This is a genomic window from Bradyrhizobium sp. USDA 4486 (assembly GCF_054057995.1).
In genome coordinates, this window is the sequence record NZ_JBSRZV010000001.1 from 1,453,262 (window position 1) to 1,467,546 (window position 14,285).

The 14,285-nt window shown below is 64.9% G+C and carries 16 protein-coding genes and 1 pseudogene; 10 read left to right on the forward strand and 7 right to left on the reverse strand.

The features are described from left to right. Window positions 1-100 precede the first annotated feature (100 nt). Window positions 101-1,276 (forward strand): DUF2336 domain-containing protein, encoded by a 1,176-nt coding sequence (locus tag ACVWY3_RS07040; RefSeq protein ID WP_456837819.1) that lies wholly within the window; start codon window positions 101-103, stop codon window positions 1,274-1,276. 213 nt (window positions 1,277-1,489) lie between these two features. Here the strand turns inward: ACVWY3_RS07040 and ACVWY3_RS07045 are convergent, their stop codons facing one another. Then, window positions 1,490-2,068, reverse strand: coding sequence for an Hpt domain-containing protein (locus ACVWY3_RS07045; RefSeq protein WP_456837820.1), 579 nt, complete (start codon window positions 2,066-2,068; stop codon window positions 1,490-1,492). A 27-nt stretch (window positions 2,069-2,095) separates the two neighbouring features. Next, window positions 2,096-2,641, reverse strand: a complete 546-nt coding sequence (locus ACVWY3_RS07050) for a response regulator (protein WP_008549760.1) — start codon at window positions 2,639-2,641, stop codon at window positions 2,096-2,098. A gap of 171 nt (window positions 2,642-2,812) precedes the next feature. On the opposite strand from ACVWY3_RS07050, the gene ACVWY3_RS07055 reads away from it, so the two are divergent. From ACVWY3_RS07055 to ACVWY3_RS07065, 3 genes are all read left to right on the forward strand, one after another. Further along, the gene (locus ACVWY3_RS07055) at window positions 2,813-3,376 is read left to right on the forward strand and encodes a DUF2975 domain-containing protein (RefSeq protein WP_456837821.1); all 564 of its coding nucleotides are present in this window, start codon (window positions 2,813-2,815) and stop codon (window positions 3,374-3,376) included. A gap of 2 nt (window positions 3,377-3,378) precedes the next feature. Next, window positions 3,379-3,633, forward strand: a complete 255-nt coding sequence (locus tag ACVWY3_RS07060) for a helix-turn-helix domain-containing protein (RefSeq protein ID WP_456837822.1) — start codon at window positions 3,379-3,381, stop codon at window positions 3,631-3,633. Window positions 3,634-3,794: 161 nt separating this feature from the next. Further along, a complete protein-coding gene (locus ACVWY3_RS07065; protein WP_456837823.1) occupies window positions 3,795-4,253 on the forward strand; it encodes a hypothetical protein in 459 nt (152 codons plus the stop codon). Window positions 4,254-4,261: 8 nt separating this feature from the next. Here ACVWY3_RS07065 and ACVWY3_RS07070 read toward each other — a convergent pair whose 3' ends face one another. Beyond that, complete coding sequence (locus ACVWY3_RS07070) at window positions 4,262-5,041, reverse strand: NAD kinase (protein WP_456837824.1); 780 nt, start codon at window positions 5,039-5,041, stop codon at window positions 4,262-4,264. A gap of 256 nt (window positions 5,042-5,297) precedes the next feature. On the opposite strand from ACVWY3_RS07070, the gene ACVWY3_RS07075 reads away from it, so the two are divergent. Beyond that, window positions 5,298-6,866, forward strand: a complete 1,569-nt coding sequence (locus ACVWY3_RS07075) for a S10 family peptidase (protein ID WP_456837825.1) — start codon at window positions 5,298-5,300, stop codon at window positions 6,864-6,866. 66 nt (window positions 6,867-6,932) lie between these two features. Here the strand turns inward: ACVWY3_RS07075 and ACVWY3_RS07080 are convergent, their stop codons facing one another. Then, complete coding sequence (locus tag ACVWY3_RS07080) at window positions 6,933-7,475, reverse strand: tetratricopeptide repeat protein (RefSeq protein WP_456837826.1); 543 nt, start codon at window positions 7,473-7,475, stop codon at window positions 6,933-6,935. Between the two features lie 250 nt (window positions 7,476-7,725). On the opposite strand from ACVWY3_RS07080, the gene ACVWY3_RS07085 reads away from it, so the two are divergent. From ACVWY3_RS07085 to ACVWY3_RS07100, 4 genes and pseudogenes are all read left to right on the forward strand, one after another. Continuing rightward, complete coding sequence (locus ACVWY3_RS07085; RefSeq protein ID WP_456837827.1) at window positions 7,726-8,088, forward strand: His-rich protein BRANT; 363 nt, start codon at window positions 7,726-7,728, stop codon at window positions 8,086-8,088. Between the two features lie 309 nt (window positions 8,089-8,397). Next, window positions 8,398-8,820 carry a hypothetical protein gene (locus ACVWY3_RS07090; protein ID WP_456837828.1) on the forward strand — a complete coding sequence of 141 codons (423 nt, stop codon included), beginning with the start codon at window positions 8,398-8,400 and terminating at the stop codon, window positions 8,818-8,820. Window positions 8,821-9,104: 284 nt separating this feature from the next. Then, complete coding sequence (locus ACVWY3_RS07095) at window positions 9,105-9,812, forward strand: outer membrane protein (protein ID WP_456837829.1); 708 nt, start codon at window positions 9,105-9,107, stop codon at window positions 9,810-9,812. Between the two features lie 241 nt (window positions 9,813-10,053). Next, window positions 10,054-10,297 (forward strand): annotated as a pseudogene (locus ACVWY3_RS07100) (hypothetical protein). A gap of 137 nt (window positions 10,298-10,434) precedes the next feature. Here the strand turns inward: ACVWY3_RS07100 and ACVWY3_RS07105 are convergent. Beyond that, the gene (locus ACVWY3_RS07105; protein WP_456837830.1) at window positions 10,435-10,689 is read right to left on the reverse strand and encodes a hypothetical protein; all 255 of its coding nucleotides are present in this window, start codon (window positions 10,687-10,689) and stop codon (window positions 10,435-10,437) included. 303 nt (window positions 10,690-10,992) lie between these two features. After that, the gene (locus tag ACVWY3_RS07110) at window positions 10,993-11,379 is read right to left on the reverse strand and encodes a hypothetical protein (protein WP_456843309.1); all 387 of its coding nucleotides are present in this window, start codon (window positions 11,377-11,379) and stop codon (window positions 10,993-10,995) included. A gap of 735 nt (window positions 11,380-12,114) precedes the next feature. On the opposite strand from ACVWY3_RS07110, the gene ACVWY3_RS07115 reads away from it, so the two are divergent. After that, complete coding sequence (locus ACVWY3_RS07115; RefSeq protein WP_456837831.1) at window positions 12,115-13,812, forward strand: methyl-accepting chemotaxis protein; 1,698 nt, start codon at window positions 12,115-12,117, stop codon at window positions 13,810-13,812. A 38-nt stretch (window positions 13,813-13,850) separates the two neighbouring features. Here ACVWY3_RS07115 and ACVWY3_RS07120 read toward each other — a convergent pair whose 3' ends face one another. Next, the gene (locus tag ACVWY3_RS07120; protein ID WP_456837832.1) at window positions 13,851-14,024 is read right to left on the reverse strand and encodes a hypothetical protein; all 174 of its coding nucleotides are present in this window, start codon (window positions 14,022-14,024) and stop codon (window positions 13,851-13,853) included. Between the last annotated feature and the right edge of the window lie 261 nt (window positions 14,025-14,285).

Sequence of the window (14,285 nt, forward strand, 5' to 3'; positions counted from 1 at the left end):
CAGCCAGTTATGGTGAACGCTTTGTTAAGCGTCGTGGTTTATTTTGTGTTGCACGTGACGAGCCGTCACCATTTTGTTTGTTGTGTAAGCCGGAAGCAGCATGATCGTTCGGCAGTTTATCAATTGGATCAGGACGGCGCCCGCCGGCGAGCGGGCCGAGGCGACACGGGCGTTGGCCCGGGCCTGGCTGATCTCAGACCTTTCGACAGACGACCGCGTCGCCGCCGAAGGCGCGCTTCTGATGCAGCTCGATGATCCCTCGCCGCTGGTGCGGCAGGCGATGGCCGAGGCGTTTGCGCGCAGCCTCGATGCGCCGGCTGCGATCGTGCGGGCGCTGTCGGCAGACCAGCCGACCGTCGCGCTGCCCGTGCTCGAGCATTCGCCGCTGCTGATTGACGCCGATCTCGTCGACATCGTTGCCACCGGCAATGACGAGGTGCAGTGCGCGGTCGCCCGCCGCATCGCGCTGCCGGTGTCGGTCTGCGCCGCCATCGCCGAAGTCGGCTGCGCGGCGTCGGCGCTCGAGCTGATCGAAAATCCCCATGCCGAGCTTGCGCCGTTCTCGTGGAATCGTATCGTCGAGCGTCACGGCCATCTCGCCGCGATCCGCGAGGCGATGCTGGTGCTGGAGGATCTGCCGGCGGCAACGCGTGCCGCGCTGGTGGCAAAGCTTTCCGAGACGCTGGCGCAATTCGTCGTCGCGCGGAACTGGCTGAGCGCCGACCGCGCCGAGCGCGTGACGATCGAGGCGCGCGACCGCTCCACCATCAACATCGCGGCGCGCTCGCGCGGCGACGATATGCAGGGGCTGGTGCATCACCTCCGCGTCACCGGCCAGCTGACTGCCGGTCTCATTTTGCGCGCGCTGCTGTCGAGCAATCTCGATTTGTTCGACGCGGCGCTGGCTGAACTCGCCGATCTGCCGCTGGCGCGCGTCTCCGCGCTGCTGCACGACCGCCGCGGCAACAGCCTGCATGCGCTGCTGCGCCGCGCCGGCCTGCCCGAGGCGACGTTCGCCGCGTTTCAGGCGGCGCTCGATGCCTACCACGAGCAGGGCTTTGTCGACAGCGCCGACGGTGCCGCGCGGCTGCGCCGCCGCATGGTCGAGCGCGTGCTGACCCATTGTGAGACCGACCGCGGCGCCACCGAGCCGCTGATGGTCCTGCTTCGCCGCTTCGCGACGGAATCGGCGCGTGAAGAGGCGCGGCTGTTCTGCGACGAGATCGTCGCGGATGATGCGATCGATCCGGTCTACGACGATTTGATCGCGGCCTAGCGAGATTCCATAGAGTGGGCAAAGGCGCGCAGCGCCGTGCCCACCATCCGTCAATGATAGCGACGGATGTCGGCACGCTCCGCTTTGCCCACCCTACGATACTTATCGTAGGGATGGAGCTCTCCGTCTTTGCGAGCGCAGCGAAGCGATCAAGACTGTCCCCGTGGCGGGATTCTAGATTGCTTCGCTGCGCTCACAATGACGAGGAGAGGGCTACTCCACCGGCACGATGCTCGGCGCGAGGATCGCCTCAAGATGCTCGGGCCGGTCGCGGTTGACCTGGGCGAGATAATCGTCGGCGACCTTGCGCAGGCGACGGCTGAGCTCGGCGGAGACGCTGATCCTGTCGAGCTGGGTGTTCTCGTGCGCGATGGCGAGGATCGCGTTGATGTGGTGCGTGAACAGCTCGGCCGGCACCTTCTCCAAATCGGGCGCGTGCTCGATGACCCGGCACAGGCTCTCGGCGATTCCGGCCGCGGCGGGATAGCCGAACGTCGCGGCGTCACCCTTGATGTCGTGCGCGGCGCGGAACAATTCGTCGCGCCGCTCCTTGGTGAAGCCGTCATGGCGGATGGCGACGTAGGCGGCCGACAGCCGGTTCACCTCGGTCGTCATCCAATCCTCGAACTCGCCGGAGAGACCTGCGAGCGCCTGTTCGGCGCGGCCGATCGGATCGTCAATGTCCTTGTCTTCGACCCGGCGCAGAACCTTGCGCAGCGGGTTGGGCTGCGTGATCACTTGGTGCGTGGCGAAGGCCGTGACCTCGATGTCCTTTGCGCTGTTCTTCGCCATGATGCCGGCCTCGTGTGAGACGTTGCGCTAGATGGAGGAGCGGGCCTTGTCGAGCAGCGAGGGCTGCTGCAGCACCTCGTGCTTTTCGCCGACGCGGCGCTCGGGACCCATATAGGCGGAGTTGGTGTTGCGGCGCCGGTCCGGACCGAAATAGGTCTTGGTCTTGATGAAGGGCCGGGGATTGGCGACGACGTTGAGGATGCGCTGGTACAGGCCTTTCGCGGAGATCGGCTTGGCCAGGAATTCGGTGACGCCGGCATCGCGCGCGACGGTGACGCGGCGCTTCTCGGAATGGCCGGTCAGCATGATGATCGGCGCGTAAGGATTGCCCTTGGATTCCGGCTGCCGGATCATCTGCGCGAGCTCGAGTCCGTCGAAGATCGGCATCGCCCAGTCGGTGATGACGATGTCGGGGACGTAATGGCTGTACATTTCCAGCGCGGTGGCGCCGTCTTCGGCCTCGTAGACTTCGCGCGCGCCGAACGAATGCAGCAGCGTCCGCAGGATGCGGCGCATGTGCGGATTGTCGTCGCAGACGAGGAAGCGCAGCTTGTTGAAATCGATGCGGAACATGACGCCCGGGCCAAAGCGGTCAACCTTCGTTAACCATATCGCGCCGGGGGTTAATGAAGGGTTGCGGTTGTATCTTGCGGCGTATCGGGCGGGCGGGCGTCTGGATATCGTAATTCTGCCATTTTTTATCGCAAAACAATAAAATATTCCGCTTGAACGGAGCGTCGTCCAATGAGCGTCATCGTGTTTCCTTGCCCCGTGCCGGCCGAGCCGCGATTGCGGCGGATCGGACGGATCGTCGCCGTCGGCGCGCTCGTCTGCGTCGCGGGCGCTGTGATTGCGGTGCCGTTGCTCTGGTCGAGCGACGAGGTGCTTCGGCACTGGATCGCCACTCAATCCCCGCTGGGGGCGCGGCCCTTCACGCTCAATCCCGGCACGCGCTTCGCCGGCGCGCTGATCAGCCTGATCGGGCTTGCGCCGGTGATCTACGCCTTGTTGCAACTCTCGATGCTGTTTTCGTGTTTCGCGCGCGGCGACGTGTTCGTGGCCGACAACACCTGGCGCATCCGGCGGATGGGCCTTGCTTTGATCGCCAATGCGCTGATCTCGCCGCTGGTGCAGATGCTCACGGCGATCAATCTGACGCGGGCCAACCAGCCGGGTCAAATCGTGGTCATGTTCGGCATCGACCAGTCGCACGTGCTGTCGGTGCTGAGCGGCCTCGCGCTCATCGCCTTCGCGACCGTGATGGGCGATGCCGTTCGCCTCTGGCACGAGAACAGCGAGATCATCTGACCATGCCGATCGTCGTCAATCTCGACGTGATGCTCGCCAGGCGCAAGATCAGGTCGCGTGAGCTCGCGGCCCGCATCGAGCTCACGGAAGCGAATGTCTCCCTGCTGAAGTCGGGCAAGGTGCGCGGCATCCGCTTCGACACGCTGGAGCGGATCTGCGCCGTGCTCGACTGCCAGCCCGGCGACATCCTGGAATACGTCCCCGAAAATGCGGACGGCGCGCGAGAGCCTCGCGTGGCCGGCCGGAAATCGGCCTAGCCGGATCCCGTTTCAAGGTTAGTCTGGAGAAGCCTGCGATGAACCGCCGGTTGCGCGTTCTTTCGAGCGCGGCAGCGCTCATGCTCGCCGGATGCGGCTCGATGCCGCTGACGTCGATCCGGCCGCTCGCCCGCATCGATGCGAGGACGACGGATCTGTCGATGCTGCGCGTCGCCGTGCAATTGCCCGACGCGCTGCGGCCTCGTTCGGGCGGGGTCAAGCTCGACGTCGTCACCAAGCTGTCGGGGGAGGCGGAGGCCAAGATGAGCTTCGCCATGATGGAGCTGAGCGCGCGCGAGCGGAGCGGCCTGCCGGCCCCGCCACAGAACTCCTCCATCTACGCCTATCGCTTGTCGCCAGAAGATGCCGCGCGCTTCGAGGCGTTGCGCGCCTCGATGGTCGAGCAGGGGAAGAACGGCAAGCGCGGATCGATGGGACTTGGCGTGGCCGCCAGGGAATTCTGTCGCGCGAGCGCAGGCCCGTCGGACTCGCTGCTAGTGACGATCTATCTGATGACATCGGAGACGAAAAGTTTCGTTCCGGTGGTCAGGGATTTTGACTTGCTGAGCGATCCCGCCATGGCGGGAGGCTTGGAAGCGATTCAGCCCTGCGGCCAGTGAGCCGGGGCTCAGTAGCCGAACTGCTCGCGCAGGATGCGCTCTTCCAGGCTGTGGCCGGGATCGAACAGCATGCGCATGGAGATGGACTTGTCTGAGAGCACCTCGACGCGGCGGACCCTGCGCACCTCCTCATGGTCGGCGACGGCCGCGACCGGGCGCTTGTCGTCTTCCAGCACCTCGATCACGACATAGGCGCTGTTGGGCAACAGGGCGCCGCGCCAGCGCCGTGGCCGGAAGGCGCTGATCGGTGTCAGGGCAAGGAGCGCCGCGTTGATCGGCAGGATCGGGCCCTGCGCCGACAGGTTGTAGGCAGTCGAACCTGCCGGCGTTGCCACGATGATGCCATCGGCGATCAGCTCGGACATGCGCTCGCGCTCGTCGATCAGGATGCGCAGGCGTGCGGCCTGGTAGGTCTGCCGGAACAGATAGACCTCGTTGATGGCGTGATGCAGGTGCACGCGGTCGTTGGAGTCCGTGGCGCGCATCAGAAGCGGGTTGATCTCGGACTCGTGTGCCGCCGCGAGTCGCGCGCGCAGATCGTGCGTCGAATACTCGTTCATCAGGAAGCCGACGGTGCCGCGGTGCATGCCGTAGATCGGTTTTCCCGTGCGCATGTTCCGGTGCAGCGTCTGGAGCATCAGCCCGTCGCCGCCGAGCGCCACCACGACGTCGGCATCACCAGGATCGCAATTGCCATAGTCCTTGGTGAGCTGGTTGAAGGCGGTCTGCGCCTCGTTGCTTGGGCTCGCGACGAAGGCGATCCGGTCGTATCGCATGGGCTTGGTCATGGCTTCCGGCAAGGCCGCTGGCTAGAGAAAGTTCCGCCGGGCTCGTCTATACGACCTGGGCCCGCATTGTCGAGGAGGACCGCTCGGCAAGGCAAACGGACGATTGTCCATCTCGATTTCCGGTCAAAATCCGCTCGATCTGAGCCCGGCCGGCCTCCTCGGGCGCCGCTGGACCGGCGATCCCCCAAACCGTCGCATTTGCTCGCTAGCCTTTGGATGTGCACCGGCTCCTCATAGCCGGGCAGGGAGGACGATCATGGACACGAGCTTGCCGGCCGCGCGCTGCGCGATCCTGGTGCTGGCGCTGTCGATCTTCGCGGTCGCAGGCGTTGCGCACGCGGACGATCCACCGCAGCCGCGCGCGGAGACGGCCGCGCCAGCCGGTCAGAAGGGCGGACGCGGCAGCGGTCCGCAAACCGCGTCACAGAATTCGTCGTCGCCTGCCGAACTGCACCGTCTCCCGGCGGACTCCACCACGCAGCAGACGCTCGATCTGCCCGGCCGCACCCTCAACTTCGCTGCGACCGCTGGTTCGATCCGCGTGTTCGACGGCAAGGGCGAGCCGCTGGCCGACATCGCTTACACCTCCTATGAGCTCGATGGCGCCGATCGCGCGACGCGCCCCGTGACGTTCCTGTTCAACGGCGGACCGGGTGCATCCTCGGCCTGGCTCCAGTTCGGCGCGGCCGGGCCGTGGCGGCTGCCGCTGCACGGCGAAGCTCTCTCACCGTCGGCCTCGCCCGAGGTGAGGCCGAACGCGGACACCTGGCTCGACTTCACCGATCTCGTCTTCATCGACCCCGTCAGCACAGGCTACAGCCGCTTCGTCGCCAGCGGCGAAGACGCGCGAAAATCGTTCTACTCGGTCGATGGCGACGTCAACGCGATCGCGCTGGTGATCCGCCGCTGGCTGGAGAAGCACGACCGGCTGACCTCGCCGAAATACGTCGCGGGCGAGAGCTATGGCGGCATCCGCGGGCCGAAGGTCGTGCGCCAGTTGCAGCTCCAGCACGGCGTCGGCGTCAGGGGATTGATCCTGGTATCCCCGCTCCTCGACTTCCGCGAGTTCACCGGCACCAGCCTCCTGCAATATGTCGCGACCCTGCCGAGCTACGTGGCGGTCGCGCGCGAGGCGAAAGGACCGGTCACGCGCACCGATCTCGCCGACGTCGAGGCTTATGCGCGCGGCGAATTTCTGACCGACCTCGTCAAGGGCGAGGCGGACCGGGAGGCTACCAACCGGCTCGCCGACAAGCTCGCCGAGTTCACCGGCATTGACCAGGCGGTCAGCCGCAGGCTTGCCGGCCGCTTCGACGTCGGCGAATTCCGCCGCGAGCTGGACCGCAAGAACGGCAAGGTGACCGGGCGCTATGACGGCTCGGTGCGCGGCCTCGATCCCTATCCGGATTCGAGCAGCTCGCGGTTCGGCGATCCCTCGGGTGACTCCCTCCAGGCGCCGCTGACGAGCGCGGCGGTCGACGTGCTGACGCGCAAGCTGAACTGGCGGCCCGATGGCTCCTACGAGGTCCTGAATGGCGCCGTCGAGGGCCATTGGGACTTCGGCCGCGGCATCAACCCGCCGCAATCGGTGTCGGAGCTGCGCCAGATCCTCGCCACCGATGCGAGGCTCAACGTGCTGGTCGGACACGGCCTGTTCGATCTCGCCACACCCTATTTCGGAACCAAGCGGGTGCTCGACCAGCTCCCGGCCTTCGCGACCCAGCGCGTCAAGTTCGTGGTCTATCCCGGCGGCCACATGTTCTATTCGCGCGACGGCTCACGGCAGGCGTTCCGCAGCGAGGTCGAGGCGCTGATCAGGGAGTAGCCGAGAAAGCAGGACGGGCACAACCGCAAGGTTGCGCCCGTTCGCCTGATGCAAAGATGCGACTTTTCAGTAGACGAGCGTCGCGCCGGTCGGCTTGTCGAGCGCCGCGGCTAGCGAGCGATATTCGGAGCTGTCGGTGCCGGCGAGCGAGGCGATCTTGTTGAGGTGATATTGCGCCTGCTCGCGGTTGCCTTGCTCGAGCTGCCAGAGGCCGTAATACTGCCAGGTGCGGACGTGGTTCGGATCGTCCTTCAGCGCGATCTCGTAATAGACCTTCGACGACTGGTAGTCGCCGAGCTTGCGATAGGAGTAGCCGATCAGGTTCGCAACGTCGGCGACGTCGTCGCGCTTGAGCGATTTAAGCTGGCTGATCGCGCCGGTGTAGTCGTGGTTGTCGTAGATGGCGGTATAGGCGGTGCGATAGGCCGCGAGGAATTTGGGATCGCTGACGGAGGAGCTCTTCTTCTTGCCCTTCTTGGACGAGGAGTCCGACTTCGGCGGCGAGGAGGGCTCGTCACTGCCCGCGGCATAGGCGCTGGACAGCACCGGCGCGGCCGCCAGCGTCATGGCGAGCAGTCCCGGCACAAGAAGCATTGAGAGTTTGCGCATCTAAGTTCTCCCGTATGGAACGTGGCGATCCTACACGATTGCCCGAAGACCGGAACACCCATTGGGCGAAAACATTCCCGCTTCGCACGAGCCATTCCCCTCGAGGCAGATGACAAACTTGTCATCGAGATGAACGGAAGCCTGCAACCGGCTTCAGACTGGGTTCAGTGCGTGGCGCCTAGGCTCCCACCTACGATCGAAGGGTCGGCGAGAGGGCGCCGCCTCAAGATCCTTCCAAGAGGAGACCACCATGCTGAAGACCATTTCCGCAGCCTTGCTCGCAGCTTCCGTGATCGCAGCCCCGGCCTTCGCGGCTGAGGCCGGCAAGACCACCACGACCGCCCCGGTGATCAAGGCGGACCAGAGCCAGACCAAGTCGACCACAGCCGCGAAACCGGACGCCAACGTCAAGGCCAATACCAAGGCCGCCGACGTCAAGTCGGATGCCAAGGTCGACACCAAGAAGGCGATGAATGCCAACGCGGCCGTGACGCCCGACGAGCACAAGACCGTGCGCACCCATCGCCATCACCACAAGCACCTGTCGTCGAAGAAGTCGCTGAAGACGCAGCCGGACGTCACCAAGCCGATGACGACCGACAAGCGCAGCTAACGACTGATCCCGCGCGGCGGCATCCCTGGCATTGCCCTGTCGCCGCGCGCGGAATTCAGGCCCGACCCGTTCGTCATGCCCCCTCGCGCAAGCAGACGGGGTGCTGGCGGCGGGCCGGTGCGCGTATTGGCCGGATTGCGAAGCGAATTCCCTTTGCGCAACCTCGGAGCCAGAACGTTTTGGAGCGAAGTGGGCGCCGGTTCGCGTGAAGAAAACGCGCCAAAACAAGAATCTGGAGCTTCGGTTCTATCAGAACCGAAAATGCTCTAGAACATTGTCCGAGTCTGTCTGGCCGGAGAATGTGGTAACTTGGGGCGATTGACGAAACGTGCGGCGATCGTGGTGCTGCCGCTGGCGCTCGCGGGCTGTTTCGGCAGCGAGGGTGACCGTCCGACCCTGATGGACGGAGCCCAGGCCGGAGGGCCGCAGCCGTTTCCCGACAATTTCCGCAACGACACGCTCGCCTTGATGCGCACCTATCTCAACAATCCGGTCGGTGTGCGCGAGGCCAGCATGGCCGAGCCTGTGCAGCGTGAGGTTGGCGGCCGGCAGTTCTATGTCAGCTGCCTGCATTTCACCCCGCGCGAGAGCGACGGCAGCTACAAGGCCATGCGCGAGCGCGCCGTGATCTTCGTCAATGGCCGCGCCGACCGCGTCGTCGACCGGACCAGCGAGCTCTGCACTGGTGCGGTTTACGCTCCCTTTCCGGAACTGCAAAAGATGACGCGGTAGCGCAAAGCCGGCCTTCATCGCGGGCGTGCTAGAGCAATGGTTGCCGGAGCAGCCGGATCACATTTTGGCGAGCTTTGAACGGGGTGGTTGGCCTTGCGACAGATCGTTACGGCGGGTCTCGCGCCGACGACAAGATTTGTCGGCGCAGCAGACGTGACGGAACATAATCGCGTTGTTGTCACCCCGTCACAGCCGCCAACGATCAACGTTCCGGCATCACCGCGAAGCAACCCAATTCACGCCACGTTGTTTCCAGAGTGTCGTATGAAAGAACGGGGATGACCATGAAGACGATCTTGCTGGGTGCAGTTGCCCTGCTTGCGCTGGCCGCGCCGGCCGCAGCAGCGGACATGCAGCCGCGCACCTACACCAAGGCGCCCGCCTATACGCCGCCGCAGGTGATCTACAACTGGACCGGTTTCTACATCGGCGGCCATGTCGGCGGCGCGTTCGCCGGCGACAGCAGCTTCCAGTCCAGCGATGGCCGTTTCCTGGGCGGCGTGCAGGGCGGCTTCGACTACCAGTTCGCGTCCAATTGGGTGGTGGGTGTCGAGGCCCAGTATTCCTGGCTGCCGACCAACAACAACGGCGTGACGTTCCCGCTGGGCACGCAGGTGACCTCCAACACCGACCAACTCGGCTCGGTGACCGGCCGCGTGGGCTACACTTGGGGCCCGGCGCTGCTCTATGCCAAGGGCGGTTATGCCTGGCGCAATGGCGGTCTCGGCGTCAACATCGCCGGCGTGCCGCAGGCCTTCACCGCGACCGGCAACAACAAGGACGGTTACACCGTCGGTGCCGGCCTCGAATACATGTTCGCCCCGAACTGGTCGGCCAAGGCCGAGTACCAGTACTACAATTTCGGCAGCACCACCTTCACCTCCGGCCCGGCCGACCTTGTCGGTGTTCGCGGCCGGGAGGACGAGCATACCGTCAAGGTCGGTGTGAATTACCGCTTCGGCTGGGGCGGCCCGGCGGGCTCGCGCTACTGATCCCAGCCGCCGCCATCCAGGATTTGACAAAGGCCGGCCTCGCGCCGGCCTTTCGTTTGCCAGCCGCCGTTGTTTGCATTGTGTGAACCATCTGGCGCGTCATTTGCAGGCAAACATTCGGGCGCGCGCCTTCTCACGTGCGTCATGGGACTGAGGTAAAGCAAAAATAATTTTTGCCGCTTACGGAACTCGCGCTCCGGGGCGCGTTATCTGGGATTACCGGGCTGGTGGGACGACGGACATGCGTATCTTTGTGTCGGCAGTGGTGCTCTCGTGCTTCACCTGCCTGCCGTGCTCTGCACAGACAATCCTCAAATCCGAGCCTCTTATGTTGGCACCCTACGAGGTGGCCTTCGTCAAGGCTGCGGCCTGCCCGTCGGGCAAGGTGCTGAAGGTGACAGGCGCGATCCGCGGGCTGCATCGGCGCAAGGCCTGCGTCGCCCTGGGCGGGTGAGCAGGCATCGCTGGCGACCGCGACTCCCTGATCTCTTCTTGGGATCCTTTGGGCTTCCGGCCGGATCCCAAAGCATGATCCGGAAAAGTGCGTAGCGGTTTTCCGAAAAGATCATGCGCAAACAACAAGCTAAAGCGCAATGACGATCTTTCCTGATGTCATCGCGCTTTAGGAATTCAGTTCAAGCTCCATGCGGGAGTCCCGCTCGGCCTCAGCCTTGTTCCTGGCGGGGTCCTCGCCTTGCGCTGCCCGGCAGGGCTTGATCTCGTAGTCATTGTCGAGCACCCGACGCGGTCCGGGTCGCTCGTCGTCCGTGCTGACATCGACGACCAGGCCGCTCCGCTGCGCGATCTTCCAGACGTCGGACTCGTCTGGATAGGCTTTGCTGATCTGGGCGTCGTTGCAGAACAGGGCGTAGGGCATTCTTTCCGCTCCGGGAAAGCCCGTTAACGATTGCGCCGCGGGCGGAGTTCCGGCCGACGGACGATCACGGCGCCGTGATCGGGGCGGCCAAGCCTTGAGTCGTAAACGAGTCCTGAATCCCGGAAAAAAGAATCCCTGGGACTCTCCGGCCGGAATCAGCGGATGTTTCGGTCATGACGAGCGACCTGAAAACCTGCTGCGGGCACATGCTGCTGCCGTTGACGCTGGCACTGTTCGGCGCCTGCGCAGCCAATCTCTGGTTGGTATGGTCTTGGCTGTAGGTCCCGGCGGACGGGCCGGCGGTTACCTTTCGGTCGGCGGACGGGTAGAGCCGTCGCGGATGGCGGCGCGCAATTTGGTCAGGGTCGCCGCACAATATTCCTCACGCTCGCGCTCGAACCGCTCTTGATGTTTGCGGAAATTCGCGATCCGGGCCTGCATCTCGATGCGGAAATCGCCGCCTATGCGAGGCGGCGGGACCTGCAGACTCGCAAGAGGGGACGGCGGAGGAGATGCGGCTGGCGGCTCGGGGTCGACCGCGACCGTCTGGACGGTCGTGATCTCTGGCGTTACCTCGAAAGCAGTAGGCGGACGCTCCGGCGGATGGAATTCATCCTTCTTGCCGGTTACGGATTGGACGAAGGCCAGTGTCTGCGCGATCAGTGCGTCGCGCTCCCTGATCCACTTCATGGGCCACCCCACCCTTGCTGCTGCTATTTCACCAAAGCTCGCGGGACGAATCAAGAAGGTGGCCCGCAAGGGATTGCATATTTTTCCCGCCCGCCCGACAGTGGGCGAATGGATGCCGGAAAAGACGGACAAGAACAGCTGGACGAGGTGGAGGGCTTGAGGCTGGTCCGCGCCTTCCTCTCGCTGCCGCCCCACAAGCGGGCGGAGGTGATCACGTTTGTCGAGGAGCTGGCCCGCCTTCACGCCCAGGCCGGAGAAGGCGAGGGCGCGCCAGCGAGGTGAGTGCTATCGCTCGCGCGGGTTGACGTTGGGCACGAAGGGCGCACCAATCACCCGGACCGGGGCTGCGCTATCGATCGGCCCTCTGTCGGCGTCCGCGACCTGCCTCTCCCGCGGTTGTCGCTCCGGCCGCTGTCCGAAGACGGGCTCGAGCAGCGCAAGCGTGCCGGCCACGATAGCGCAACAAAGCGTCACGGCCCCCAACAGAAACATATTTCGATTTTCTTCCCGGATCCGCATGGGCCGAAAACAATCGACGCGCGCAATTCGTTCCGGGCCTGGGCCGCGCCAGGTGGCAACGCATGCAGTGAAGCTTACGCGGAGCTTACGGATCAGCAGCAGAAGGTTATCTTTACGTAAGACTACTCGGGTTATTTGGCATTAATTTTTAACGATGCGCGGTTCCAATGCCGGTGCTGGGATTACGCCCTGACCGGAAATCATTGGACGGCTGAGATGAGCTTTTTGAACAACCTGAAGATCGTGTGGAAGGTCGCGGTGATCGTGGCCGTGATGGGCTGCGCGATGGTCGCGGTCGCTGGCTTCGGCATACGCGAACTCTCGGCGACCGTTGACGGGTTCGCCGAGCTTTCCGCCGCACAATCCTCGGCGCTCAATCTGACCCGGGCCCAGCGCCGCGCCGAGACCTACCATGCCGCGCTCTATGCGGTCTTCACCGAGGCGACCGAAGCGGGCAACGCCGCTCGCCTCAAGACCGCAAATCAGAACCGTAACGAAGTCGGCCAGTACCTCGATGCCGCCGTGCAGGACGACCCTGCTCGCGCGAGCCAGGTCAAGAGCATCGGCGACCAGTTGAAGGCCGCGTTCACCAGCTGCGATCCAGTGCTCCAGGCCGGTGCACAGGCGAGCAGCATGGAGGACAATGCCAAGGCCGCCGACCGCGCACACAAGGAGTGCGACCCGGTGCTGGACGCGGCCCTCGCGCGCATCGTCACCTTCGTGAGCGAGACCGCACAGGCCACGAGCAAGCGCAAGGAAGCTATCGCGCGCGACGCGAGGTCCGCGACCTGGACCGTGATCGGTGTCAGCGCCGGCGGCCTGGTCCTCGGCATCGCGATCGCGCTGTTCATCGGCTTCAACGCGATGTCGCGGCCGATCGCGCGCCTCAAGCTCGCGATGGAAGGCCTCGCCCGCAACGATCTCAAGACCGAAGTGCCCGAGAAGGACCGCCACGACGAGATCGGCGAAATGGCCAAGACCGTCGAAGTGTTCAAGACCAACGCGCTCGAGGTCGAGCGCCTCAAGACGGCGCAGGCCGAAGCCGAGAAGCAGGCCGGCGAGCAGCGCCGCCGCGACATGATCAACCTCGCCGACGGCTTCGAGCGCGCGGTCGGCGAGATCATCGAGACCGTCGGATCGGCGTCCACCGAGCTCGAGGCGTCGTCCTCGACGCTGGCCACCACCGCGCATCGCGCGCAGGAGCTGACCTCGGTCGTCGTCGCCGCGTCGGGCGAAGCCACCGGCAATGTGCAATCGGTTGCGACCGCGACGGAAGAGCTGTCGTCCTCGGTCAACGAGATCAGCCGTCAGGTGCAGGAATCCGCGCGGATGGCAGGCGAAGCCGTCACCCAGGCGCGCACCACGACCGAGCGCGTCAGCGAGCTCTCGGTCGCGGCCACGCGCATCGGCGACGTCGTCGAGCTGATCAACACCATCGCCGGCCAGACCAACCTCTTGGCGCTGAACGCCACCATCGAGGCGGCGCGCGCCGGCGAGGCAGGCCGCGGTTTCGCGGTCGTCGCCTCCGAGGTCAAGACGCTGGCCGAGCAAACCGCGAAGGCGACCGGCGAGATCAGCCAGCAGATTTCCGGCATCCAGACCGCGACACAGGAATCGGTGAACGCGATCCGCGACATCTCCGCGACGATCGAGCGGCTGTCGGAAGTGTCCTCGACCATCGCAGCCGCCGTCGAGGAGCAGGGCGCCGCGACCCAGGAAATCTCCCGCAACGTCCAGCAGGCCGCCCACGGCACCCAGCAGGTCTCCTCGAACATCACCGACGTGCAGCGCGGCGCGGCCGAGACCGGCTCGGCTTCCTCGCGGGTGCTCTCGACCGCAAAGATGTTGGCGACCGACAGCAACCGCCTCAAAGACGAAGTCGGAAAATTCCTCCGGACCGTGCGCGCGGCGTAAGGGCGCGCGGCGGCTCTCGTCCGCCGCGCCGATCGCGCCTATTGCGGCAGCAGCAACGCAAGCGCGATCACGAACAGCATGGCCGTCTGCCCGACACGATCGGCGTTGCCGTCGGCGCCATGGCAAACCCGGATTTTCCGGCGCCTGTCCGATCGGTGTTCGAGCAATCGAAACATGCCTGGGTCGACATCGCTGGCCGAGGTGTCGAGCACTTCGAACAGAGCAGCGCGCGCAAGAACTCAGGCTGAGGCCGAGGCTCGCTCAGGGACGCTGCCGACTATTTGCGTTAGACGGCGCTCCCGTCGTCGGTATCGGCTCACCGGGAGCACGGTCCAGCGGCGGGTGAGGCCGAGCGAGTCCAACCGTGCCAGGAGGTGCGTCGTTGCTGGCAGTACGGGTATTGACGCGCTCCAGCGTGACTGTCGATGCAACCACAAGGGCGATCGCCCAAAGCGACAGCGGATAGGGCCAAG

Excerpts from the sequence above, each read along its gene's own strand:
- ACVWY3_RS07080 (WP_456837826.1), bottom strand. The coding sequence starts at position 7,475 with ATGCGCAAACTCTCAATGCTTCTTGTGCCGGGACTGCTCGCCATGACG.
- ACVWY3_RS07050 (WP_008549760.1), bottom strand. The coding sequence starts at position 2,641 with ATGTTCCGCATCGATTTCAACAAGCTGCGCTTCCTCGTCTGCGACGAC.
- ACVWY3_RS07070 (WP_456837824.1), bottom strand. The coding sequence starts at position 5,041 with ATGACCAAGCCCATGCGATACGACCGGATCGCCTTCGTCGCGAGCCCA.
- ACVWY3_RS07060 (WP_456837822.1), top strand. The coding sequence starts at position 3,379 with ATGCCGATCGTCGTCAATCTCGACGTGATGCTCGCCAGGCGCAAGATC.
- ACVWY3_RS07075 (WP_456837825.1), top strand. The coding sequence starts at position 5,298 with ATGGACACGAGCTTGCCGGCCGCGCGCTGCGCGATCCTGGTGCTGGCG.
- ACVWY3_RS07115 (WP_456837831.1), top strand. The coding sequence starts at position 12,115 with ATGAGCTTTTTGAACAACCTGAAGATCGTGTGGAAGGTCGCGGTGATC.
- ACVWY3_RS07065 (WP_456837823.1), top strand. The coding sequence starts at position 3,795 with ATGCTGCGCGTCGCCGTGCAATTGCCCGACGCGCTGCGGCCTCGTTCG.
- ACVWY3_RS07110 (WP_456843309.1), bottom strand. The coding sequence starts at position 11,379 with ATGAAGTGGATCAGGGAGCGCGACGCACTGATCGCGCAGACACTGGCC.
- ACVWY3_RS07055 (WP_456837821.1), top strand. The coding sequence starts at position 2,813 with ATGAGCGTCATCGTGTTTCCTTGCCCCGTGCCGGCCGAGCCGCGATTG.
- ACVWY3_RS07040 (WP_456837819.1), top strand. The coding sequence starts at position 101 with ATGATCGTTCGGCAGTTTATCAATTGGATCAGGACGGCGCCCGCCGGC.
- ACVWY3_RS07045 (WP_456837820.1), bottom strand. The coding sequence starts at position 2,068 with ATGGCGAAGAACAGCGCAAAGGACATCGAGGTCACGGCCTTCGCCACG.
- ACVWY3_RS07085 (WP_456837827.1), top strand. The coding sequence starts at position 7,726 with ATGCTGAAGACCATTTCCGCAGCCTTGCTCGCAGCTTCCGTGATCGCA.
- ACVWY3_RS07095 (WP_456837829.1), top strand. The coding sequence starts at position 9,105 with ATGAAGACGATCTTGCTGGGTGCAGTTGCCCTGCTTGCGCTGGCCGCG.
- ACVWY3_RS07105 (WP_456837830.1), bottom strand. The coding sequence starts at position 10,689 with ATGCCCTACGCCCTGTTCTGCAACGACGCCCAGATCAGCAAAGCCTAT.